The sequence below is a fragment of the Bradyrhizobium sp. WSM4872 genome (assembly GCF_055811715.1).
In genome coordinates this window covers 53933-75362 of the sequence record NZ_JBVVPT010000035.1, presented here as the reverse complement: position 1 = coordinate 75362, position 21430 = coordinate 53933, and the positions used below count along the sequence as shown (strand labels likewise).

Annotated in this window: 22 protein-coding genes; 9 read left to right on the top strand and 13 right to left on the bottom strand. The window is 61.7% G+C overall.

Annotated features, from left to right (window positions below):
- Positions 1-712 (top strand): cytochrome P450 (locus tag AC0L3C_RS31815; protein WP_473409921.1); only part of this gene is annotated, 712 nt, incomplete at its 5' end.
- 143 nt (positions 713-855) lie between these two features.
- On the opposite strand, the gene AC0L3C_RS31810 is transcribed toward AC0L3C_RS31815, so the two are convergent.
- Positions 856-1047 carry a hypothetical protein gene (locus AC0L3C_RS31810; RefSeq protein ID WP_473409920.1) on the bottom strand — a complete coding sequence of 64 codons (192 nt, stop codon included), beginning with the start codon at positions 1045-1047 and terminating at the stop codon, positions 856-858.
- A gap of 74 nt (positions 1048-1121) precedes the next feature.
- Here AC0L3C_RS31810 and AC0L3C_RS31805 point away from each other — a divergent pair, with 74 nt between their 5' ends.
- From AC0L3C_RS31805 to AC0L3C_RS31790, 4 genes are all read left to right on the top strand, one after another.
- Positions 1122-1511 (top strand): FAD:protein FMN transferase, encoded by a 390-nt coding sequence (locus AC0L3C_RS31805; protein WP_473409919.1) that lies wholly within the window; start codon positions 1122-1124, stop codon positions 1509-1511.
- 36 nt (positions 1512-1547) lie between these two features.
- The gene (locus AC0L3C_RS31800; RefSeq protein ID WP_473409918.1) at positions 1548-1937 is read left to right on the top strand and encodes a c-type cytochrome; all 390 of its coding nucleotides are present in this window, start codon (positions 1548-1550) and stop codon (positions 1935-1937) included.
- A gap of 29 nt (positions 1938-1966) precedes the next feature.
- A complete protein-coding gene (locus AC0L3C_RS31795) occupies positions 1967-2194 on the top strand; it encodes a hexameric tyrosine-coordinated heme protein (RefSeq protein WP_473409917.1) in 228 nt (75 codons plus the stop codon).
- Positions 2195-2297: 103 nt separating this feature from the next.
- Positions 2298-2561 (top strand): hypothetical protein, encoded by a 264-nt coding sequence (locus AC0L3C_RS31790; protein ID WP_473258637.1) that lies wholly within the window; start codon positions 2298-2300, stop codon positions 2559-2561.
- Positions 2562-3303: 742 nt separating this feature from the next.
- Here the strand turns inward: AC0L3C_RS31790 and AC0L3C_RS31785 are convergent.
- The 6 genes from AC0L3C_RS31785 to AC0L3C_RS31760 form a co-directional block, all read right to left on the bottom strand.
- The gene (locus AC0L3C_RS31785; RefSeq protein ID WP_473409916.1) at positions 3304-4899 is read right to left on the bottom strand and encodes a class I adenylate-forming enzyme family protein; all 1596 of its coding nucleotides are present in this window, start codon (positions 4897-4899) and stop codon (positions 3304-3306) included.
- Between the two features lie 339 nt (positions 4900-5238).
- Positions 5239-6018, bottom strand: coding sequence for an SDR family oxidoreductase (locus AC0L3C_RS31780; protein WP_473409915.1), 780 nt, complete (start codon positions 6016-6018; stop codon positions 5239-5241).
- Between the two features lie 93 nt (positions 6019-6111).
- Positions 6112-6933 (bottom strand): enoyl-CoA hydratase-related protein, encoded by an 822-nt coding sequence (locus tag AC0L3C_RS31775; protein WP_473409914.1) that lies wholly within the window; start codon positions 6931-6933, stop codon positions 6112-6114.
- An 83-nt stretch (positions 6934-7016) separates the two neighbouring features.
- A complete protein-coding gene (locus AC0L3C_RS31770) occupies positions 7017-7721 on the bottom strand; it encodes an SDR family NAD(P)-dependent oxidoreductase (RefSeq protein WP_473409913.1) in 705 nt (234 codons plus the stop codon).
- Positions 7722-7737: 16 nt separating this feature from the next.
- Entirely contained in the window at positions 7738-10059 is a 2322-nt protein-coding gene (locus AC0L3C_RS31765) for a molybdopterin-dependent oxidoreductase (RefSeq protein ID WP_473409912.1), read from the bottom strand.
- A gap of 19 nt (positions 10060-10078) precedes the next feature.
- On the bottom strand, positions 10079-10699 hold the full coding sequence (locus AC0L3C_RS31760; RefSeq protein WP_473409911.1) for a TetR/AcrR family transcriptional regulator: 621 nt from the start codon (positions 10697-10699) through the stop codon (positions 10079-10081).
- Positions 10700-10868: 169 nt separating this feature from the next.
- Between AC0L3C_RS31760 and AC0L3C_RS31755 the strand changes: the two genes are divergently transcribed.
- Together AC0L3C_RS31755 and AC0L3C_RS31750 are read left to right on the top strand one after the other, a co-directional pair.
- Entirely contained in the window at positions 10869-12068 is a 1200-nt protein-coding gene (locus AC0L3C_RS31755; RefSeq protein WP_473409910.1) for an acetyl-CoA C-acyltransferase, read from the top strand.
- Positions 12069-12155: 87 nt separating this feature from the next.
- Positions 12156-13367: a multidrug effflux MFS transporter gene (locus tag AC0L3C_RS31750; RefSeq protein WP_473409909.1), complete on the top strand. Its 1212-nt coding sequence runs from the start codon at positions 12156-12158 to the stop codon at positions 13365-13367.
- 10 nt (positions 13368-13377) lie between these two features.
- Here AC0L3C_RS31750 and AC0L3C_RS31745 read toward each other — a convergent pair whose 3' ends face one another.
- The 6 genes from AC0L3C_RS31745 to AC0L3C_RS31720 form a co-directional block, all read right to left on the bottom strand.
- Positions 13378-14031: a flavin reductase family protein gene (locus tag AC0L3C_RS31745; protein ID WP_473258654.1), complete on the bottom strand. Its 654-nt coding sequence runs from the start codon at positions 14029-14031 to the stop codon at positions 13378-13380.
- A 135-nt stretch (positions 14032-14166) separates the two neighbouring features.
- Complete coding sequence (locus AC0L3C_RS31740) at positions 14167-15180, bottom strand: NAD(P)H-dependent flavin oxidoreductase (RefSeq protein WP_473258657.1); 1014 nt, start codon at positions 15178-15180, stop codon at positions 14167-14169.
- A 21-nt stretch (positions 15181-15201) separates the two neighbouring features.
- Positions 15202-16389, bottom strand: a complete 1188-nt coding sequence (locus tag AC0L3C_RS31735) for an acetyl-CoA C-acyltransferase (RefSeq protein ID WP_473409908.1) — start codon at positions 16387-16389, stop codon at positions 15202-15204.
- 14 nt (positions 16390-16403) lie between these two features.
- A complete protein-coding gene (locus AC0L3C_RS31730) occupies positions 16404-17534 on the bottom strand; it encodes an acyl-CoA dehydrogenase family protein (RefSeq protein ID WP_473258661.1) in 1131 nt (376 codons plus the stop codon).
- A gap of 23 nt (positions 17535-17557) precedes the next feature.
- Entirely contained in the window at positions 17558-18739 is a 1182-nt protein-coding gene (locus AC0L3C_RS31725) for an acyl-CoA dehydrogenase family protein (protein ID WP_473280211.1), read from the bottom strand.
- A gap of 10 nt (positions 18740-18749) precedes the next feature.
- Complete coding sequence (locus tag AC0L3C_RS31720) at positions 18750-19487, bottom strand: SDR family oxidoreductase (RefSeq protein ID WP_473258665.1); 738 nt, start codon at positions 19485-19487, stop codon at positions 18750-18752.
- 492 nt (positions 19488-19979) lie between these two features.
- Here AC0L3C_RS31720 and AC0L3C_RS31715 point away from each other — a divergent pair, with 492 nt between their 5' ends.
- Together AC0L3C_RS31715 and AC0L3C_RS31710 are read left to right on the top strand one after the other, a co-directional pair.
- Positions 19980-20723 carry an SDR family NAD(P)-dependent oxidoreductase gene (locus AC0L3C_RS31715; RefSeq protein ID WP_473258667.1) on the top strand — a complete coding sequence of 248 codons (744 nt, stop codon included), beginning with the start codon at positions 19980-19982 and terminating at the stop codon, positions 20721-20723.
- Position 20724: 1 nt separating this feature from the next.
- Positions 20725-21402: a glutathione S-transferase family protein gene (locus AC0L3C_RS31710; RefSeq protein WP_473258669.1), complete on the top strand. Its 678-nt coding sequence runs from the start codon at positions 20725-20727 to the stop codon at positions 21400-21402.
- The last annotated feature ends 28 nt before the right edge of the window (positions 21403-21430 follow it).

The window sequence follows — 21430 nt, the reverse complement described above, 5'->3', positions numbered from 1 at the left end:
AGCGCGGCGCCGTCGACTTGCCTGCTCGGCCGGCAAGGACGATCCGAACGACATCCTGACACTGCTGCTCCGCACGCTCGATCCTTCGACGGGACAGCCGATGAGCCGCGCCGAGGTGAGGTCGAACATCCTCACGTTCCTCTCCGCCGGCCATGAGACGACGGCCAATTCGCTGGCGTGGTCGATTTTTCTGCTCTCGCAGGCGCCTGCGTGGCGGGCTCGCGTTCGAGAGGAAGCGGAGCGCGAACTGAGCGGCCCGACGGCCGGGCTGCCCGATCGGCTGCCGGTGACGCGGGCGGTCGTGGAAGAGGCCCTGCGGCTCTATCCCCCCATCGCCGCGCTCAGCCGAATGTCCGAACGGCCGGACAATCTGGGATCTCATGAGATCGACGCCCGGTCCCTGATCGTTATCGCACCCTACGTGCTGCATCGGCACGAGCGCCTGTGGGACCGGCCGGATATGTTCGACCCGTCGCGCTTCTTGCCGCCGGCAAGAAGCGAAGTGCCTCGTTTCGCCTACCTGCCCTTCGGCGCAGGTCCCCGGACCTGCATCGGATCATCCTTTGCGCTGCAGGAGGCGACGATCGTGTTGGCGGTGCTGATGCGACGCTTCGATCTGGACCTTCTGCCGGGCACCAAAGTCTGGCCACTGCAGGGGATTACGTTACGGCCAACGAACGCCCTACCTATGCGCCTCCGGAAGTGTCCGTGAGGTAGAGCGTACTCCAAGAGTGCCCGCGAGTATTCTGCCGGGAGGTCGTCCAGCCGGTCCTACGGCCGGCACTGGCGAGGTTTTCTGGCCGATAGCGGGTGAGGAGGCGAGTTTCTGCACTCTGCTGCGTGCTGGGAAGCGCCTCATTCGGCGCCAAGCGAGCGCAGCCAGGCCAACCTCGAGATTGCCCGCTCCGCCAGGTGCTGCAAGGCTTCGACGCGCTCGGCACCTTCGAGATAGGCGTCCGCCAACGCCTCGGCGATCGTCGGCGCGTCCCGCTGCTCGAGCGTATCCGGAAAGCTTCCGAAATCGCCGACCTCGTCGGCCATCCGCATGGTCGTTTCGCGGAGTTCGCGCGTGCGCACCGCAGCCGCCCCTTCCAGACGCTGTTCGAGGGCCGCAAGATGCGTTGCGACGCAAAGCTCAAGCCGTCGGGCCTCGATCCGCGCGGCCGGACGGCCGCCCCTGGGAAGTGGGCGTCGCCGATCCGGAGGTCGCGAGCCGCATCGCCACGATCGTTCCGATCGTCGACCGGGCGGTGTCGACCTCGGGAAGCTACGGGTTCCGGTTCGATGCCGAAGGCCGCTTCAACCACCTGTTCGATCCGGCGACGGGAGGCAGCGCTCATCGTTATCAAAGCGTGACGACCGTCGCTCGAAGCGCCACTGCAGCCGATGCGCTCTCGACCGCGTTCAGCCAGATGCCGGAACAGCGAATCCGTTCGCTGTTGCCATACGTCGATGTCGAACGCGTCCATCTCATGGATGCGGCGGGCAAGTCATCCGAAATCACCGCTTGATCGATCGACTTCAATCCTAAGGAAAAGGAGACCTTGATGAACCGGACAGCACTTGTAGCCTTGTTTCTCGCAGCGGGTCTCGGCCAAGCCGGCGCCCAGGATGCCGCTGCGGGCGAGAAGGTCTTTGCCGTCTGCAAGGCCTGTCACCAGGTCGGCGACACGGCCAAGAACGTCGTCGGCCCGGTCCTCAACGGGCTGATCGGACGGAAGGCGGGATCGGTCGAGGGCTACAACTACTCGGAGGCCAACAAGAAGTCCGGCATCACCTGGGACGAGGCGACCTTCTCCGAGTACATCAAGGACCCGAAAGCCAAGATCCCCGGCACCAAGATGGCGTTCGCCGGCATCAAGGACGAGCAGAAGATCAAGGATCTGATCGCCTACCTGCACACGTTCGACAAGGCGCCCGTCAAGCTGACGCACTGAGCACTTCTGCCCAACAAAGGATGCGGCATATGAGCGAAAATTGGCTACCGTCATTGAAGTCCGATACACCCCAGGCCGGCTTCGAGCTGGCCGTAAAGCTCTCACGAATGGCGGTGAAGATCACGCAGCCATCGGACGAAGTCCGTACGCGCCTGCGAGCGGCTTATGAGCAGGATTCGGAGCAACTGATCGCAACATCCCACGTGGTGGCCGTCCACTTTCAGACGGTCGCCGCCGCCAATAATTGGTGGCGCTGATGAGACGCGGCCGTCCCGCCTGCTCGGGAGCTGCCCGCAGCGCACACCGGAACGCCTGCCCGCGTTCGCGGTTCATCCAGACCCGGCACGAACAGGTGAAGCGATGAGAGGTCTCAGTACCGGTCAAATCGTCCTGCTGGTCGTCCTGGGCGCCGTATTGATCCTCACAGGCGTATGGGCCGTCTCCGTGTGGACTGCGAGCAGCGGCGTCGAGATGGGGAAGCACGGGTGGATCGCGCTGGGGCTAGGCACCTTCTTCTCGCTTCTCGTCGGGTGCGGGCTCATGGCCTTAATGTTCTTCAGTAGCCGCTCAGGTCATGACGACGCCGCCGATCCGTTCCGGCACCGGGAGCGCCGCGACCCGTAGTAGTCGTTGCCGCCGGGGGCCGCTCATGTCTCGGGCCCACCGGCGCCTTCAGCGGACTATTTGCCCACGTGAGAGCGGCCGGGTCGTGCAGCGGATCGTCTTCGCAGCGCGAACAGACGTAGCGATCGCGACCGCACGCATATGGAGCCGCAGAGGCTGGGGCTGCAACGTTGCGGGCAGCCGGAGGAAGGGATCCGGAGCTTTGAACGTGCCATGCGAATGAGCCCGGCGGACCCGCAACAGTTCACAGCGTCAACCGGTATGGGCTTTGCCCTTATTGAGCTTGGTCGCTTTGACGAGGCCATCGTTGCAGGGAAGAGAGCCCAGCGCCAGAACTCTTCCTAACCAGGACCTACCGCTGCCTCGCATCCGCTTTCGCACATCTCCGATGGGACGCTGAACCCGTGAGGCGGCAGCTGGTGTGCTTGACTTGAACCCCACCTTCACAAGGTCGGCGTGGGTCGCTCGGAGCCGGCTATCAACCGATGCGCAGCTGATGATTGAGGATTTTCGCAAGCCGGGTTGCCCGAGTAGTTCTCCAATGTCCACGGCGTGAGCGACGAGCGGCACTCTTGTGCGGCGCATGAACTCATCATTGTTCGAATACCGCGATCGCGGCCGCAATTCATGATCTTGCCACATGGACGTCTCTCCTTCCGGCGACGGCTCGCGCCGCTTCTCGATTTCTTCTCCCAACGGTCAAAGCGTGTTCTGAACACCGTCGTTATGTTCCCTGCATGCGTCAGACCGCAGCCGCCACATCGGACCTGGTTGCGACCGCCGGCGCGGTCGCCATCTCGCGCAATTTGTGTTTGAGTATCTTGCCGGTGGAGGCCGATGGCAGAGCCTCGAGCAGGATCACCTCGGTCGGACGCTTGTACGATGCGAGCTGTTGAGCCGCGTACGACTTCAAGTCCTCGGCGCTAACGCGTGCGCCGGGAAGAAGCTGCACGAACGCGACGACCTCCTCGTTGCCGTCGACCGACCGTCCAACGACGGCCGATTGCACCACCTTGTCGTGCGAGTTCAGCACAGCCTCCACCTCGGCGGGGTAAACGTTGAAGCCGGAGCGGATTATCAGTTCCTTGGTGCGCCCGGCGATATACAGATGCGCCTCGCGGTTGACCCGGGCGAGGTCCCCCGTGTTGAACCATCCCTGGTCGTCGATCGCCGCCGCCGTCAATTCCGGAGCGCGATAGTAGCCGAGCATTACATTGGGGCCCCGGACGTGCAATTCGCCGACCTCACCGGTCGCGACTTTGTTGCCTTGCATGTCCACGATCCGGTGCTCGATACCGGGAAGAAAGGGGCCAACTGACTCGTCTGCGACAGGATGCTCTGAACGGACGCCCGACAAGCCCGGCGAGCATTCGGTGATGCCGTAATTGTTCAAGAGCGGGATTCCAAACTCGTCCTCGATCCGCTTTTTGAGATCGAGGTCGAGGGGAGCGCCGGCGACAGACATGAGCCGCAATCTGCCCCGATCGAGCCGTTGGATACCCTTGACAGCCTTGTATTCGAGCAAACGCTGATATGTGGCGGGCACGCCGAACAGGCTCGTAATACCCTCTTCGGCTATGGCATGTGCCAGCGCAGCCGGATCGGCCTTGGCTACGACGTGCAGGGTGCTGCCATGCATCAGCGTTGCAATCAGCAGAATCGAATAGCCGACGATGTGAGACATTGGCAGCACACCATAGATGCGGTCGGCCGGATCGTTCTTGCGCAGCAGCCCCGAAACTCTTCCGGTGAAAAGGAGGTTGCGGTGGCTCAACATGACCCCCTTCGGGGCACCGGTCGTGCCCGATGTGTAAAGAAGACCCGCAACCTGCCGCGCCCCATCTCTCTCGACGGGCTCCGGTTCCGCATCGACATTAAGAGGACCGATGCCAATTCCGCCAAACGGCCCCACGGCGCTGATCTTGGCTCCGATGCGGCCGGCGTGATCGGCGGCTTCCTTCGAGAGCGCCGCGTTGAACATCACGCGCCTAGCGCCGCTATGCGTCCCGATCTGGTCGATCTCCCGGGCCGAGAGGCGGGGATTCACCGCGATGCTCCATGCATCGAGCTTGCTGGCCGCAAAGAGCATCGCGCCCAGAGCCACGCTGTTCTCGCTCGCAATCATCACGCGATCGCCGGGCCTGATCCCGAGATCGGCGAGATCCTTCGCCGCGGCGTTCACGGCATCGGAGAACTGCCGGTAAGTCCACGAACGCCCCCCTTCCACGAACGCCGGATGATCCGGAATATCCCGGACGAAGGGCGCGTAGACCTCGTGTACCCTGGACGGTAATCCATCCAGCAACTCGGCCGCAGTGATATCGTCCACGCTCCTCATGCCGTCCTCCCTGGTACTGTGTTTTTGTGCGCGCAGAGCGCTCCCCTTCGAACGGGAGGGTTCGCACTGTCACTTCATCTGCCGATCAGTAAATCGTTCTAAAATAGAACTGTCAACACGAATGGCGGTGCGGTGACCTCAAAAGCCGGCAAATTTGATGCAATCGCATAATTCCTATTTGGAATTGCAGGCAGAGTGTCCGTGCAAACGCAGCTGTGGTGATCAGCGCTCGCTGGAGTCTGCTGATCCTGGTTCAACGCTTGCGCTACCGCTCAGGTTTGAGAAGCTTCTGTCGGGATTGGCATGCGTTCGCCGGGTTGAGAGTTCGCGCACCCAGAGTCACCATTTCTCGACCCACGGCCGGAGGACGACTTCGAATGCCCAGGTCGACCGATGCTGCCGATGAAGCTGCAGATAGGTTTTCGCGATATGATCGGGGTCTGCCATATTGTCTTCGATAGTTGTTCCCGCCAGCCGGTGCGCGCGGGTACCGTCCTGCTGGGTCCAGCCGATCGCGGCGTCGATCGGCACGTTCGCGATGTGGATACCCTCCGGCATCAATTCTCTTGCCATGCTTTGCGCGAGTCCGGACTTGGCATGACATGCCATTGCAAACGCCCCACTTGACGGGAAGCCCTTGAGCGCCGCGCTGGCGTTCGTGAAGATGATCGTTCCTCTCGCGCCATTGGCGTCGGGTTGATTCCCCAGCATGAGCCGAGCTGCCTGTTGCCCTACTAAGAACGCGCTGAACGCCGAGTTTCGAAGAGTTTCGAGCACCATGACCGGGTCGGCTTCGATCACGTTCTTGCGGAAAATGCCGGGAACCCGGCCGTCGATGTTGTGCACGACAAGCCTTGGCATTCCGATCTTTTGAACGACATTCTCGAACAGCCGTGCCACGGCTGCCGGTTCGCTTGCATCGCAGGCGTACCGACGCACACCATACGTTTTCTCGAGACTTTCAAGCACCGCCTTTTCGGGATTCCTGGCTGCAACGCCGACATGCATACCGCTTTCCGCGAACAGCCTGGCGCAACTCGAGCTGATACCCGGGCCGCCGCCGATAATGAGAGCAACCTCCTGGGCGAAAGTCTGGGTGTCGCGGTTGGATTGAGTCATGTTGCTGCCTCCAATGCGTTTGGTGACCTATTGCTTCACTGCAATGACGACGTTGCCCTTCGCGCCCGGCATCGCAAATTTACTCAGCGGGTGTCACCTGTAACTGGGAGAACGTTTCTCAATGAAAGCTCGGACGGCTTCGGCGTGTTGCGTAGTCGCTGCCGCAAGTACCATCCTCTCGGCCTCCTGATCCAATGACGTCAGGAAGTCAGCCGACAGCGCAAGATCGAGATTGTCCTTGATAGAGGCAAACGCGCTCCCCGGACCGTTCGCCAACATCCTTGCCACTGCAAATGCTTCCTGTTGCAGTTCAGAATCGGACACCACGCGATTTACCAGTCCCAGTGCCTCACAACGGCGTGCATCGAGCCGTTCGGACAAATACATGAGTTCGCGAGCACGCGACGTTCCGGCCAGCCGGGTCAATAGCCACGAAATGCCGTAATCGCCGGTCAGCGCAATCTTGGCGTACCCAGTCGTCATGATGGCGGATTCGGCTGCAATACGAATGTCACAGGCGAGCGCGATGGCAAGTCCGGCGCCAGCCGCCGCTCCCGGCAAGGCCGCGATGGTGGGCTTGCGCACCGAGACAAGTACGCCGGTGAGGGTTCGCTGGCGATCCCTTAATCGCTCGACCTTCTCACTGACTGACATGGCCGGTGGTGCAGTGTTGCTGCCCATCCCCTTGACGTCGCCGCCCGAACAGAAAGCGCTGCCTGCACCCGTAATCAGCAATGCTCCGACGTCCGGATCATCACCGTTGCGCTTGATTATCCGACGCAACGCCGGCGTGAGATGATCGGACAGCGAATTTCGTGCCGCCGGTCGGTTCAAAGTGATCACGGCGACGCGGTCCCGAATCACACACAGCAGTTCGTCCGTTCCGGTATCTATTGAGATTGATTCATCCGCCATGTCATGTCCTTTCAAGTTTCGCGCAGAGCTCTCCAAATGACAAAGCGCGCACTACGGGTGATCGTTTTCGCGTCAGCCGGGGATTACCAATTTTCGCGAAATGGCCGCAGCTCAGTAAGAAATGACCAGGCCGATCGGTCCTGACCGTAGAGATGAAATAGTTCTTCAGCGATCGCTTCAGGCCTGATGAACAATTCATCTGGTTTGTCGCTCATCCGCGCGCGCATACGAGGGGTGTCGATCACGGCGTCGATGAGGACATAAGCGACGTGGACGCCGAGAGGTCCCACCTCACGCGCAATCGATTCAGCAAGAATGCGCTGGGCCGCCTTTGTCGGCGCGAAGCCGGCGAAATTGGCTTTGCCCCGGATCGAAGACGTATTTCCGGTCACCAGGATTGCGCCCTTGCCTCGGTCGATCATGTCAGGAGCCACTTCGCGCGCCAGGTACAACAAGCCCATCACGTTGACCTCGAAATTGCCCTTCAGCATCTTCGGATCGATCTCACGAAAGCCTCCCCAGCCCCCGCCCACCGCGTTGTGGACGAGAACTTCAGCCGCGCCAAAACGCCGCTTTACATCAGCAACTACGGTCCGCACCTGGTTCTCGTCTGAGACGTCGCAGGTCATCGCATGGACATCAGGAAGCTCTTGCGCCAGGTGATTGATGAGCTCCGTTGAACGAGCGAGCGCTATGATACGAAACCCGCCGGCAGAGAAGCGCTTGACGATGGCAGCTCCGGTGCCCGGCCCGACCCCGGTCACGATCGCGATTGGTTTATCACTCATCTGGACTCTCTCCGCGTTACTGTCCGGCCGATCTCAAATGAATTCGCTCGGACTGCGACTGATAGGCGGCTGCCTCCTGCGCAGACACCAGGGCCAAACGAACCGCAACATTCTTGTGGTAGGGCGTACCGGCAATTGGATCGCGGTTGCCGCTCTCTGTGAGCAGATTGATACGTGGCCCGTTGATCAGTCGCTCTCCGTCCGACGCCGGGTATGCCTGGCCGTAGCCGTGCGGGAGCGCGAGCTGCCCATTCCTCATGCCGTCGTCGACCTTACAGCGCACCACGAGCCGGCCGACCACGGACTCCACCGCGACCCAGTCACCATCCTCCGCGCCCAGATTCCTCAGTTCGCTCGAATTGATCAGCATGGCACCGTCCGGATCCTCGCGACGCCACGCGGGATCGCGAAAGATCTGGTTGGCATTGAACATGCGGCGGTTACCAGCCGCCAGCATGAACGGGAACTCCTTTGGCGCGCCCGCGGCTTCCGGATCGAGACGCGCCAACCATTCCAACATCTGCGGGACGACCAGCCGGACCTTGCGATCCGAATGGCCGATCAATGACCAGACCTCGTCATAGTCGTGGCGTGTAATGGCCGTGCCCTGACGGGCGGACACGATCGTATCGAACAGGAGGTCGCCGAGCTGACGATCCGCCACGTCGTCCGATGCGCCGATCGCCCGCCGCACCGCTTGAGGCGACCGCTTCGCGCAAGCCAGTGCCGCGCTCCACATAGGCGCCGCGGCCGCCGTACCATCCGGAAGCGTCTGCCCCAGCGTATGGTAGAGCACGAGGGCAGGCACTGCCGCAGGGTTTTCCCCGATGAAAGCACGAAAGGCCGCGGCGAATTCCGGTCGCGAGCGCCGTGCTATTTCGCGCAGCGGCGCGAGCACATTATCGCCCGGCAGAAGCCCCAAGGCGATGGCAAGCCGCGTGTAGATCTCAGGCTCCGGCAAGGTGCCGGCAAGCGGCGGCAAGGCAGCCGCACGAACCTGGAAATAGTTCGTCGGAAACTCGAAGTTGAACAGGGTAAACTCTGTTTTCTCAAATTGCGAAGACGCAGGGAGAACATAGTGCGCGAGCCGCGCGGTTTCGGTCATCGCAACATCGACCACGACACATAGCTCGAGCGAGCGCAGCGCACGTTCTACCGCCTCCGTATTTGCTGCCGTGTTGGCGGGATTGGAACTGTCGACCCAAGCGCAGCGCAACCGGTCGGGATGGTCATTGAGCACCGCTTCGGGGAAGATGTTGGGAGGCAACAGTCCCCCAATGATCGCGTCGCCGGTTGGCGCAAACGTCTGGTTCGGTGAGTTGCCCCACAGTGGTTGAAGCCAGCTATGCAGTTGGTTGGTACCTTTCCGGCCGAAATTTCCGGAAAGCATGATCAAGAGCTTCTCAAGATAGGAGTTGAGTGTCGAGTTGGTGCCTTGCTGAATGCCAAGCTCGACCCGCACCACCATGGCCTTCGCGGCCGCAATCATCGCAGCGCACCGCTCCAGGTCCGCGATCGAGATATCGGCGGCGGCAGCCCATTCTTCGACGGGGATGTTCAGCAGCGCCTGCCTCACTTCCGCGAAGCCTGTCGTGTGCTCCTGAATGAAGGCATGGTCGATCCGGTCGGAACGGACAAGCGTGGCCAGCAATGCGCCAAGGAGAAACGCGTCGGCACCGGGACGAACCGCCAGATGCAGATCCGCCATTTCGGCGGTTTCTGTTCGCCGAGGATCAATGACGATCAGCTTGCGTTCGGGATCCTTGCGAATTTGATTGAGATGATCGCGCGCATTGGGGAAGCCGTGCGCGATCCAGGGATTTGCACCGATGACGAGCAGAAGATCGCAATGGTGTACGTCTTCGGCAGTGTGGCATGTCTGGCTGCCGAACATATGACCATTGACCCAGAAGTCGCCGGTTTTTTCCTGCGAAAGTGCGTTGAATACGCTGCGCGAACCCAGCGCACGCAACAAACCACTGGCGTAGGCGCCGCCGGCATGGTTGCCCTGCCCGCCACCGCCGTAAAGGGCAATAGTCTTTCCGCCATGCTTGTCGACGATTTCTAGCAACTGCGCCGCTATTTCCGCGATCGCCACGTCCCACTCGATCTCGTCAAATCCGCCGTCGGCGCGACGACGCAGCGGAGACGTTAGCCGATCCTTGTCATTCGCATAATAGGGAACTCGAGTCGCCTTGTTGCACAGGTATCCCTGTGATTTCGGACTCGAACGGTCGCCGCGCACTTTCTCCAGGCGACCGTCATTCACCCAAACTTCGATCCCGCAATTGATGTAGCACAGGTTACATGCTGTCTTGAGCCATTTGCCGGCCGTCATGGTCACCTCCCTGACATTGCTATTTGTCGCAGCGCGTCGTCCTTGTCGCTCTACGCCGAGGCTTTTGGGTCCGGCCACCGGCAGTCATGCGTCCCGCAGCGAGAATGCCGTCGGAAAGCTTCCCAACGCCGACGGCGCGCGACAGCACGACCGATCCGACCAGGGTTGCGATAGCGCCCGTCGCGATCTGGCGAGCCTGCCGCGGTGGCTCATCGGGAAGCAACTCGACAAAGACATCGATCATCCTCTCCAGTTTGGCCGCCAAGGCCTGCTGTTCGCTCGAGCCCGATCGAGCGACATCGACCGCCAGGGTTGGAAGGGCGCAACCGTGTTTGGGATTGTCTCGATGCCGGGGACTGAGATAGTCGGCAATCAGCGTCTCGAAGCGTTCACCATTGGCCTTGTCGTTGGTCAGCTTTCTCCAACGATCGGTGGTCTGGTCCATTGCGAAGGCTATCGCCTCGCCAACAAGCGCTTCACGAGACTCGAAATGGTTATAGAAGCCGCCATGCGTCAGACCTGCAAGCTTCATCAAGTCGATAACACTGAGCCCTTTGGCGCCCTTCTGGCGTAAACCGTAAGAGGCATTTTCGACTATCCGACGGTGCGTCCGACGCCTGTGGTTCTCTCCGTAACGCATCGCCACTCCGTTGCAAGCTCCCAAGAGGACCGGCTGTACAACCCTACTCGTCCTCTCCGAACAGTTCTGGAACCGCGCTTCCTTGAAGCCTACGGCAGGATTTCATTGCAATGGCGGCCATCTTATATGATTGTCGTCATATAACAACAAATATCAGCAGGAGAGTTCAATGGCCGCCGCTTCCGATCCCATCGTCATTCTTTCCGCCGCGCGCACGCCACTTGGGCGGTTCATGGGCGAGTTGTCGTCGCTGAGTGCTCACAAGCTCGGTGCTCACGTGATCGGCGCAGCGCTGGAGCGGGCGAAGCTGGCGCCTGAAAAGGTCGACGAGGTGTTCATGGGCAATGTGCTGCCGGCCGGTCAGGGCCAGGCCCCGGCACGCCAGGCCGCCCGCGGCGCCAAGCTGCCGGATGCCACCGGGGCCACCACCGTCAACAAGGTCTGCGGTTCGGGCATGAAGGCGACTATGCTCGCCCATGACATCATCAACGCGGGATCAGCGGAGATCGTGTTGTCCGGAGGAATGGAGAGCATGAGCAATGCTCCTTATCTCCTAACCAGAGCGAGGAGTGGGTATCGCGCCGGGCACGACCGGATCATCGATCACATGCTGATGGACGGGCTGGAAGACGCCTATGAGACCGGGCGCTCGATGGGCGATTTCGGCGAGGCGACCGCGGAAGCCTATCAATTCACCCGCAAGGACCAGGACGCCTACGCGATCGAGACGTTGACCCGCGCGCGCAAGGCGGTCGAGGGCGGCGCGTTTAAGGTCGAGATCGTGCCAATCACACTACCCGAAAAGGCCGGGCCGCGGATCATCGCCAATGACGAGCACCCGCTCAAGGTCGATCCCGCCAAGATCCCGGGGCTGAAAGCCGCGTTCCGCGCCAACGGCACCATCACGCCGGCCGCCTCCTCCGCAAATGCCGATGGCGCCGCAGCCCTCATTCTCGCAAAGCGCTCGCTCGCGGATCGCGACGGCCTCCCTGTGCTGGCCGAGATCAAGGGCCACACCACCCACAGTCAGGAGCCGCAATGGTTCACCACGGCGCCGATCCCGGCCATTCGCAAGCTGTTGGATAAGATCGGCTGGAGCGTCGGCGATGTCGATCTGTTCGAGATCAACGAAGCCTTTGCCGTGGTGGCGATGGCGGCGCAGAAGGATCTCGGCATTCCGAGGGAGAAGCTGAACGTCAATGGCGGCGCCTGTGCGCTCGGTCATCCCATCGGCGCTACCGGCGCTCGCCTGATCGTGACGTTGTTGCACGCGCTAGAGGCGCAGAATCTCAGACGCGGCGTTGCAGCCCTTTGCATCGGTGGCGGTGAAGCCACCGCCATCGCAATCGAGCGCGTCGTCCGCAGATAGCACGGTCGATCCGCCAAGAAAGGGCTCGGCGAGCGGCACGTACCGCGTCTTCGTCGCCTGCCTATCCCCATCAGCGCGAAAGTTCCCATGACTGACCAGTGCCTCACGACCGAGAGCGTGCGGCGGGATGTTCCCGCCTCCAGCGGCCTCGTGATCGCGGTCCTTTCCGTCCTGGCCGCCATGGGAACGCTCGCGACCAACATCTTGCTGCCGTCGCTGCCGCAAATTGCGATCTCGTTGAATGTCACGAGCGCGGCGGTCACGTCCGCCATCACCGCCTTTCTTGCAGTGTTTGGGCTGGGCCAGCTTCTGGTCGGGCCGCTTTCGGATCGCTACGGAAGACGCTGGCCGGTCCTGATCGGATTTGCCGTGTTCATCGGCGGCAGTGTTTGTTGCGGTTTGGCGAACGATTTACCTAATCTCTTGGCAGGCCGCATCGTGCAAGCTGCCGGCGCTTGCGCGACATCAGTGCTGTCTCGTGCCATCGCCCGCGACATGTTCAGTGGCGCGGCGCTGGCACGCGCGATGGCGCTGATCATGATCGTGATGTCGGCAGCTCCTGGATTTTCGCCGCTGCTTGGCGGCGCACTCGATCACAGCTTTGGCTGGCGCTCCGAATTCGCGCTCGTCGCGGCGTTCGCCGCTGTGAGCGCCATTGGCTACGGCATCGTCCTCGGCGAAACCCACCATTCGATCCGGACGCCGCTCAATCCGGCCGCGATCGTCAGGACCTATGCTGGCCTTTTTGGCGATCCTCGTTTTGCTATCCCGGCCGCAACCGGGAGCCTGATCATTGGCGGCTTGTTCTCGATGTTTTCGGCTGCACCGCGCTTATTGATCGAAGCGCTGCACTTCACGCCGATCCAACTCGGCCTCTTCTTCGCTGGCACTGTCTTTATCGTATTCGCCGCCGGTATGCTGGCGACGAGATTGGCACCGCGCTACGGACTTGATGGCCCGATCCGGGCAGGCTTGTGGGCGACGGCCGCCAGCAGCATTGCGATCATGCTCATCTCGATGGTCAGCCCGACTTTCTTGCCATTTCTAGGCGCGATGAGCGTATTTCTCCTCGGCATGGGCATTGTCAGTCCACTAGCCACCGCGCGAGCGCTCTCTCCATTCGGGGAGAAAGCCGGCGCGGCGTCGGCGCTGCTGGGCTTCTCGCAAATGATGACTGCCGCGGTCGGCGTATGGCTTGCCGCCACGGTGTCGCATCAAGCAATGTTGGCGCTAGGCGTCGTGTTGAGCACGTTTTCTCTGCTGGCTCTTTGCGTGTACGCGTGGCGCCCAGGGTCTTGATTGGCTTCAATCAAGCGCCGTGGAATTCCGGTTTGCTACTGCCAGACGGCCGCTTCATCTCAAACATGTTTTCCGTCCTGACCTCAAGGTAATCTCCACCACGGCCGGCGCGCAGAATGGGACGAGCAAGTGCCGTGTTGTAGACGCCGTCCTCGATCAAGGACTTGTCGATGTATACCGCGACGACCTCGCCGAGCACGAACCACCCTTCCACCTTCTCGCCGCGCGCATTCGCCAACTGAGAGACGTCAACGACCTTGCATTCCATTGCCGCCCTGCTCTCGCCTACCCGCGGCACAGCTACGTGTCGCCCGGGTACTGGCGTCAGCCCTGCTGCTTCGAACTCGCTCACGCCGTGATCGAGAGGCGCCGCAGTCGTGTTCATGCGCTCGCCCAGATCCATCGTAACCAGATTCCAGACAAACTCCCGGGTCTCGCTTACGTTCTTGACGGTGTCCTTCCATGAAATAGAGGAGAACCCGATGATTGGAGGGTCGTAGAGAAACGCATTGAAGAAGCTGTACGGGGCAAGATTCAGTTGCCCGGCCGCATTCCGCGATGAAATCCAGCCAATCGGACGCGGCGCGACTATCGCGTTGAACGGATTGTGTCGGAGTCCGTGACCCTTCGAGGGCTCATAGTAGTGGAAGTCAGCCGGATCCATACATTCTCCTTCCCAAGGCTGCTGACAGTCGGCCGCTCGCCAGTCGAGCTTCATCGATCGCAATCAACGCACGCACGATTATGCGTGCGCAATCTCGTCAAGGCATACGGTAGCAGCACAAGCGTCCGGAAGCCCTCACGCAATCGCCCGGGCGACAGCGGGTCTGTGCTCGGCAGCATCGAGGAACCCGATCAGACGCTCCCGGATGATCTGCTCGGCCTCGCTCATGATACGGTCGATCAGCTCCTTCACCGTCGGGATGTCGTGGATCAGTCCGACCACCATGCCGCAGCTCCAGGCGCCCGCGTCCATATCGCCGTCGACCATCACCTTGGGGTAGACGCCCGCCACCTGCTCATGGATGTCCTCGATCTTGAGGCTGGCGCCTTTCTCGCGCTCAACTTCGAGCAGCTGATCGACCCCCTTGTTCTTCAGCACGCGCTCGGTGTTGCGCAGCGCACGCATCACCAGCACGGTGTCGAGCTCGGTGGCTTTGACCAGAGCCTGCTTCACGTTGGCATGGACGGGGGCTTCCTTGGTCGCGACGAAGCGGGTGCCCATGTTCATACCGGCCGCGCCCATCGACAGCGCGGCAACGAGGCTCCGCGCATCCGCCATGCCCCCCGAGGCCACGAACGGAATCTTCAGCTCATCCGCCGCGCGCGGCAACAGGATCATGTTAGGGATATCGTCCTCACCGGGATGGCCGCCGCATTCGAAGCCGTCGACGCTGACGGCATCGCAGCCGATCTTCTCGGCTTTCAGCGAATGCCGTACCGAGGTGCATTTGTGGATCACCTTGATGCCAGCCGCCTTCAGTGCGGGCATATACTGCTCGGGGCTGCGGCCAGCGGTCTCCACCGCCTTGACGCCGCCTTCCTTGATGGCGGCGATGTATTCCGGATAAGGCGGCGCGGTGAAGCTCGGCAGGAAGGTCAGGTTCACGCCCAACGGCTTGTCGGTCATGTCGCGGCAGCGCGCGATTTCCTTGGCCAGTAGCTCCGGCGTCCGCTGGGTCAGGCCGGTGATGATGCCGAGACCGCCGGCGTTCGACACCGCGGCTGCCAGCTCGGCAAAGCCGACATAATGCATGCCGCCCTGGATGATCGGATGCTGGATGCCGAACAGTTCGGTAATTGCTGTCTTCACGTGCGCTTCTCCGCTTTCCGGTCAGTTGACGATTTCGAACAGGCCGGCCGCGCCCATACCGCCACCGATGCACATGGTGACAACGCCGTACTTTGCCTTGCGCCGCCGGCCCTCGATCAGGATGTGCCCTGCAAGCCGGCTGCCCGTCATGCCATAGGGATGACCGATCGCGATCGAGCCGCCGTTGACGTTGAGCTTGTCCGGATCGATGCCGAGCTTGTCGCGGCAGTAGATCACCTGGACCGCATAGGCTTCATTCAACTCCCAGAGATCGATGTCACCGATCTTCAGGCCGTGCCGCTTGAGAAGGCGCGGGATGGCCGCGACCGGACCGATGCCCATTTCGTCCGGCTCGACACCGGCGGCGACGAAGCCGCGGAAGATGCCGAGCGGCTTCAGGCCCTTCTTGGCGGCGATCTTGTCGCTCATGATCACGCAGGCTGAGGCGCCGTCGGAGAGCTGGCTGGCGTTGCCCGCCGTGATGGTCTTGCCCTCGAACACCGGCTCGATCTTCGCAAGGCCTTCCGCCGTGGTCTCGGGGCGTGGGCCTTCATCCTTTGACAGCGTCACCTGCTGATAGGTGACCTCCTTGGTGTCCTTGTTGACGACGGCCATCCTGGTCGTAATCGGGACGATCTCATCATTGAAGCGGCCGGCCTGCACCGCGGCACCGATGCGGCGCTGACATTCGAGGCTGTATTCGTCCTGCTGGTCGCGGCCGATCTTGTAACGCTCGGCGACGATCTCGGCGGTGTCGAGCATCGACATGTACATCTCCGGCTTCATCGCCATCAGTTCGGCGTCGACCGCGTGGAACCTGTTCATGTGCTCGTTCTGCACCAGACTGATCGACTCGATGCCGCCTCCGATTGCGATCTCGACACCATCGAGCGTGATCGAACGTGCCGCGACCGCTATGGCCTGCAGGCCGGATGCGCACTGCCGATCGATTGTGGTGCCGGCGACCGTGACCGGCAGGCCGGCACGAATCGCCCCCTTGCGTGCGACGTTCATTACCATGGTGCCCTGTTGCATCGCGCACCCCATCACCACGTCCTCAACCTCGCCGGGCTCGATGCCCGCGCGCTTGACCGCTTCGGCCATCACATGACCGGCCATGGTCGGTCCCTCGGTGTTGTTCAATGCACCCCGATAGGCCTTGCCGACGCCGGTACGGGCGGTGGAAACGATAACTGCCTCTGTCGTCATGGCTGCCTCTTTGGTTACGCTGCCGCGTCGAGCTGCACATAACGCAGCAAGTGGTGCGCGGGATCACCGAACTGGATGTTGATGGAGGAGATTCGCTTGAAGTAGTGGCCGACGTTCAATTCGTCGGTCATGCCCATGCCGCCATGCAGCTGCACCGCTTGGTCGGCGATGAACTTGCCGGCATAGCCGACCTTCGACTTCGCGCCGGAGGCGAGCCGCGAGATGCCGCTCTCGCCGGCGCCCAAGCTGAGATTGAGATGCTGCATCAGGGAGAGCGCCTCCTGATGAGCGATGAACATGTCGACCATCCGGTGTTGCAGCACCTGAAAGCTGCCGATGGTGACGCCGAACTGCTTTCGGGCCTTGGAGAATTCCAGCGTCGCGGAGTTCAACTCAGTCATCGCGCCGACCGCCTCGGCACAGAGCGCGCCGATGGCCCTGTCGCGGCAGGCTTCCAGGAGAGCTATGCCCTCACCCTCCCTGCCGAGCAACTCGCCGCGAACTTCGCGGAAGGTAATTTCTGCGGCCCGGCGGCCATCAATCGTCTTGAAGCTGCGCACATCGAGATTGGCCGCCCGGGCATCCACGACGAAGAGGCTGACGCCGGCGCGATCGCCGCGCCTGCCTGCGGTGCGCGCCGAGACGATGAGATAATCGGCCCAGGGCGCGGCGATGACAGCGGTCTTCTCGCCAGTGAGGATGTGATCCTCGCCCTCGCGCCGGGCCTCTGCTGCGATACTGGCGAGGTCGAAGCGCGACGCCTTCTCGGTCCAGGCCAGTGCCCAGATCTTCTGTCCGGCGATGATATCGGGAATGAAGGCCTGCTTCTGCTGATCACTCCCCGCATGCTCGATCAAGCCTCCGGCGAGCACGACCGTCTCGACGTACGGTTCAACCACCAGATGACGACCGAACTCCTGGGCAATGATCATCGTGGAGAGCGGGCCGCCGCCTAGTCCGCCGCTCTCCTCGGCGAAGGGCGCGGCGAGCAGGCCGAGCTCCGCAAAGGCGCCCCACTGCCTGCGGCTCCACCCCTCTTCGCTGGCCACGATCTTGCGGCGCGCCTCGAAGCTGTATTGGTCGCGTAGCATGCGCTGTACGCTGGAGCGCAACAATTCCTGCTCTTCCGTGAACTGGATATCCATCCGATCCTCTCGTTGCGCTGTTGCTAGAGACCGAGCACCGCTTTGGCGATGATGTTGCGCTGGATCTCGTTCGATCCGCCGTAGATGCTGAGCTTGCGCGCATTCAGGTACTTTTCCGACGCGGTGTGGCCGTAGTCGGGCCCCGGCATGAACTGGTTTGCACTCAACGGTTGCTCGCGAAGCGCCAGTCCGTAATTACCGATGGCGCGATGCGTCAGCTCGGTAATCCCCTGAAAGATCTCGGTGCCGCGGATCTTGAACAGCGAGGCCGCAGGCCCCGGATCGATGCCGCGCGCCATCTGGGCAATGACCCGTAGTTCAGTAGCCTCAAGCGCAAGCACATCGAGCTCGATCCGGCCGATCTCCTTGCTGAACTCGAGACGCGCCGGATCGTCCGCTGCGATCTCCGCCTTCACGACCTTCTTCAGCCGTTCGAGATAGCGCGTCGACCGGCCGATCCCGGCCATGCTGGTGCGCTCGTTACCCAGCAGGAATTTGGCGTAGGTCCAGCCCTTGTTCTCCTCGCCGATTAGGTTCTCGACAGGAACGCGGACATCCTCAAGGAAGACGTCATTGACCTCGTGCGATCCGTCGATCGTGATGATCGGACGCACCGTGACGCCGGGCGATTTCATGTCGATCAGGAGGAACGAGATGCCGGCCTGAGGCTTTGCGCCCGGATCGGTGCGCACAAGACAGAAGATCCAGTCGGCGTGTTGCGCCAACGTCGTCCAGGTCTTGTGACCATTGACGATGTAGTGGTCGCCGTCGCGCACGGCCTTGGTCCGGACCGTGGCGAGGTCCGAGCCCGAGCCCGGCTCGGAATAGCCCTGGCACCACCAATCCTCACCCGACAGGATCCGCGGCAAGAATCTCTGTTTTTGCGCGTCGCTGCCGAAGGTGTAGATGACCGGACCTACCATGGTGACGCTGAATGCCAACGGCGGCAGCGTCCCGGCCCGGCTTGTTTCCTGCTCGAAGATGAAACGTCGGGTGATCGACCAGCCGGGGCCGCCATATTCCTTGGGCCAGAGCGGCGCGATCCAGCCCTTCTTGTAGAGAATGCGGTGCCAGAGCAATGATTGCTCCTTGGTCAGGTCGGTCTCCGGATTGGGGACCCGCATTTCCTTCGGATAGTTTTCGGCGATGAAAGCGCGCACCTCATCACGGAAGGCTGCATCTTCGGGAGACAGTGCGAGTTCCATTATGCGCGTCCTACCACTTCTCACCGAAGGGGCGGATTTCCATCTCGAACGTCCAGGCGCTCTTCGGTTGCTGATAGAGCTGCCAATAGGACGCCGCGACCGAGGCCGGCGGCATCAACAGGTCTGGATCGTCGAGCGCATTGGGGCCGAGCGCTTCCAGGCGCCGCTGCCGTACCCACTCGGTGTCGACGCCGGAATCGATGACGAGGTGGGCGACATGGATATTCTTCGGGCCGAGTTCGCGCGCCATCGCCTGCGCCACAGCGCGCAGCCCGAATTTGGCGCTGGCAAAGGCGGCATAGCCGCTGCCACCGCGTAAGGAAGCAGTCGCGCCGGTGAAGAAAATGTTGCCCTGGCCGCGCGGCAGCATCAGCCGGGCCGCCTCGCGCCCGGCGAGGAAGCCCGAGTAGCAAGCCATCTCCCAGACCTTGCGGAATACGCGCTCGGTGGTGTCGAGGATCGGGAAGTTGACGTTGGCACCGATGTTGAAGATACAGACCTCCAACGGCGCGTGCTTGTCGGCGTCGTTCAGGAAGGAGATGATCTCCTCCTCCTTGCGTGCGTCGAGCGAGCGGGCCTGGATCTCGCCTCCTGCAGCTTCGATCTCCTTGACCAACGGAGCCAGCTTGTCCCCGTTGCGGCGGCCAGCGAAGACAGTAAAGCCCTCGGAGGCAAACTTCTTGGCGATCTCGCCGCCGATGAAATCGCCGGCGCCGATCACGGCGACGGTTGCATTTCTCTTTTTCAAGGAACTTCTCCCGGTTAGGTTAGGCGCGCTTTTTGCGAAGCTGTTCTATCGACTCCGAACGTGGATCACGGTGTTTGAGCCAGACAAACGATGGGGATTCCGCCATCGCGCTGATCGAGGCTACCATGGCCAGGGCGCAGTTCTCGATCGGCGCGATTTGGTCGAGCGCTTTGGCAAGATGGCTGCCGGTAGATTGCTCGATGGGGCCCGACATACTGAAAAGCAGTCGGACCAAGACCGAGTGCTTGCGACAGCTTCGCCACGACTAACCACCTCCCGACTGACGAACATCGGCGCCATTTTCAGCATTGCGCCTCGCGGGGAAACATGCGTTCTTTTTTAGAACTCGTCAATCGATATTTTGTAGTCACGGTTAGGATCAGGAAACGGCAAGTTTGCTGCCCCATTCAGAGACTCCAAAACCCCGTTTACAACGTAGCTTTCAGACGATACCGATAACGTATCAAATAAGAACTTATGGGAGAGGCGAGCATGGGAGAAAATCGCGGGGTCGCGATTCTGGTCGGCGCGGGTGACGCCATCGGCGCGGCCGTTGCGCGGCGCTTTGCCAGCGAGGGCTACATTGTTTGCATCTGCAGGCGCGATGCGGCCAAGTCCCAGGCGCTGGTGGATGAGCTCAGGGCGAAAGGCTGCGGCATCCACGCATTCAGCGTCGATGCCCGCCAGGAAGCGGAAGTGCAGAAACTGTTCGCGGACGTCGAACGCGACATCGGGCCGATCGAGATCTGTCTGTTCAATGCCGGATCGAACGTCAACAAGCCGCTGCTGGAGACCACCGAGAAGCTCTTCTTCAAAGCCTGGGAGCTGGCGTGCTACGCGGGCTTCCTGGTCGGACGTGAGGCCGCGCGCGTCATGCTTCAGCGCGGACGCGGCACCATCTTTTTTACCGGCGCGACCGCAAGCATCCGCGGCAGCAAGGGGTTTGCTGCTTTTGCATCGGCAAAATTCGGCCTGCGCGCGGTGGCCCAGGCCATGGCACGCGAGCTCGGGCCCAAGAACATTCACATCGTCCACCTCATCATCGATGCCGGCGTCGATAGCGAAGCCATTCATCAGCGCATGAAGGCGGCCAGGGGGGTCGAGGCCAGCGAGATCCCTCCCGACAGCCTGACCAAGACCTCCTCGATTGCCGAAGCGTATTGGTTCGCTCATCAGCAAAGCCGCGACGGCTGGACCCATGAACTTGACCTTCGTCCCGCTGCGGAGAAATGGTGACATGAGCGACAGTCCAGACCTCACTCTGTGGGGCGTTGGGACAAGCCGCACCGTTCGACCTCACTGGGCGATGCACGAGCTTGGCTTGCCCTACAAAACCAAGCCGATCGGCCCGCGGACCGGCGAGACAAAGACCGCCGAATATACCAGGCTCAATCCGCGCCAGAAAGTTCCGCTGCTGCAGGACGGCGATTTCTGCATTGGGGAAAGTGCCGCGATCGTCGCATATTTGTCGCGCATGTACTCGACGCCAGAGCGTGCGTTGATTCCGGAATCTACCCGCGACTATGCCGCGTGGCTGGAATGGTGCTTCTTCATCGTCACCGAGCTCGACTCGACCAGCCTGTATGTGATGCGCCGTCACAGCGCCGATGCGCTAGGCCCGATTTACGGCGTTGCGCCGGAGGTCGTCGCTCAAGCCGCCGAATATTTTCGGGCGCAGATGCGCCACGTCGAGGTCGCGCTGGCCGACGGCCGGGATTTCCTCATGGGCGAGCGCTTCAGCAGCGCCGATATCCTGCTGACGACGTGCCTGGACTGGGCGGTCGCCTACGGTGTCGGCATCTGTGACAATGCCCAGCCCTATCTCGAGCGTATGCGAATCCGGGAGGCTTACCAGCGCGCGGCTGCGGCGAATGTTCCGGCAGCACCGATTACGCCGATGCCTGCCAAGGCTTGAGAGCCGATCACCGATCGCGCGAAGCGCT

What these genes read in the sequence shown, in the direction of transcription:
- AC0L3C_RS31760 (WP_473409911.1), bottom strand. Translation starts at nt 10,699, where the DNA reads ATGCGTTACGGAGAGAACCACAGGCGTCGGACGCACCGTCGGATAGTC.
- AC0L3C_RS31795 (WP_473409917.1), top strand. Translation starts at nt 1,967, where the DNA reads ATGAGCGAAAATTGGCTACCGTCATTGAAGTCCGATACACCCCAGGCC.
- AC0L3C_RS31770 (WP_473409913.1), bottom strand. Translation starts at nt 7,721, where the DNA reads ATGAGTGATAAACCAATCGCGATCGTGACCGGGGTCGGGCCGGGCACC.
- AC0L3C_RS31800 (WP_473409918.1), top strand. Translation starts at nt 1,548, where the DNA reads ATGAACCGGACAGCACTTGTAGCCTTGTTTCTCGCAGCGGGTCTCGGC.
- AC0L3C_RS31785 (WP_473409916.1), bottom strand. Translation starts at nt 4,899, where the DNA reads ATGAGGAGCGTGGACGATATCACTGCGGCCGAGTTGCTGGATGGATTA.
- AC0L3C_RS31730 (WP_473258661.1), bottom strand. Translation starts at nt 17,534, where the DNA reads ATGGATATCCAGTTCACGGAAGAGCAGGAATTGTTGCGCTCCAGCGTA.
- AC0L3C_RS31810 (WP_473409920.1), bottom strand. Translation starts at nt 1,047, where the DNA reads ATGCGGATGGCCGACGAGGTCGGCGATTTCGGAAGCTTTCCGGATACG.
- AC0L3C_RS31755 (WP_473409910.1), top strand. Translation starts at nt 10,869, where the DNA reads ATGGCCGCCGCTTCCGATCCCATCGTCATTCTTTCCGCCGCGCGCACG.
- AC0L3C_RS31710 (WP_473258669.1), top strand. Translation starts at nt 20,725, where the DNA reads ATGAGCGACAGTCCAGACCTCACTCTGTGGGGCGTTGGGACAAGCCGC.
- AC0L3C_RS31765 (WP_473409912.1), bottom strand. Translation starts at nt 10,059, where the DNA reads ATGACGGCCGGCAAATGGCTCAAGACAGCATGTAACCTGTGCTACATC.
- AC0L3C_RS31750 (WP_473409909.1), top strand. Translation starts at nt 12,156, where the DNA reads ATGACTGACCAGTGCCTCACGACCGAGAGCGTGCGGCGGGATGTTCCC.
- AC0L3C_RS31775 (WP_473409914.1), bottom strand. Translation starts at nt 6,933, where the DNA reads ATGGCGGATGAATCAATCTCAATAGATACCGGAACGGACGAACTGCTG.
- AC0L3C_RS31780 (WP_473409915.1), bottom strand. Translation starts at nt 6,018, where the DNA reads ATGACTCAATCCAACCGCGACACCCAGACTTTCGCCCAGGAGGTTGCT.
- AC0L3C_RS31735 (WP_473409908.1), bottom strand. Translation starts at nt 16,389, where the DNA reads ATGACGACAGAGGCAGTTATCGTTTCCACCGCCCGTACCGGCGTCGGC.
- AC0L3C_RS31715 (WP_473258667.1), top strand. Translation starts at nt 19,980, where the DNA reads ATGGGAGAAAATCGCGGGGTCGCGATTCTGGTCGGCGCGGGTGACGCC.
- AC0L3C_RS31745 (WP_473258654.1), bottom strand. Translation starts at nt 14,031, where the DNA reads ATGGATCCGGCTGACTTCCACTACTATGAGCCCTCGAAGGGTCACGGA.
- AC0L3C_RS31790 (WP_473258637.1), top strand. Translation starts at nt 2,298, where the DNA reads ATGAGAGGTCTCAGTACCGGTCAAATCGTCCTGCTGGTCGTCCTGGGC.
- AC0L3C_RS31725 (WP_473280211.1), bottom strand. Translation starts at nt 18,739, where the DNA reads ATGGAACTCGCACTGTCTCCCGAAGATGCAGCCTTCCGTGATGAGGTG.